A 641-nucleotide genomic window follows, 5' to 3' on the forward strand; every position below is an offset into this window, starting at 1 on the left:
GGCATCATGGCGCGCAACTTCTCGCCCACAACTTCAATCTGGTGCTCGGCATTGATGCGGCGACGCGACAGCAAGGTCGGCGCGCCTGCCTTGTTTTCCAGGATGAAGCTCTTGGCGTATTCGCCGGTCTGGATGTCGGTCAGCACTTGCTTCATGACCTTCTTGCTCTCTTCGTTGATGATGCGCGGGCCGGTCACGTATTCGCCGTACTCCGCATTGTTCGAGATCGAGTAGTTCATGTTGGCGATGCCGCCTTCGTAGATCAGGTCGACGATCAGCTTCAGTTCGTGCAGGCACTCGAAGTAGGCCATTTCCGGCGCGTAGCCTGCTTCCACCAGGGTTTCGAAACCGGCCTTGATCAGTTCCACGGTACCGCCGCACAGCACGGCCTGTTCGCCGAACAGGTCGGTTTCGGTCTCTTCGCGGAAGTTGGTTTCGATGATGCCGGCACGGCCGCCGCCGTTGGCGGTGGCGTACGACAGCGCCACGTCACGCGCGGTGCCCGACTTGTCCTGGTACACGGCGATCAGGTGCGGCACGCCGCCGCCCTGGCTGTAGGTCGAACGCACGGTGTGGCCGGGGGCCTTGGGCGCGATCATGATCACGTCCAGGTCGGCGCGCGGCACGACCTGGCCGTAGTG

At 62.6% G+C, this 641-nt stretch carries 1 protein-coding gene; it reads right to left on the minus strand.

The window, feature by feature from the left end:
- Positions 1–641 (minus strand): ketol-acid reductoisomerase (gene ilvC / locus AC07N6_RS24265; RefSeq protein WP_494783864.1); only part of this gene is annotated, 641 nt, incomplete at both ends.

The organism is Herbaspirillum sp. GW821-FHT09A12, from assembly GCF_059418325.1.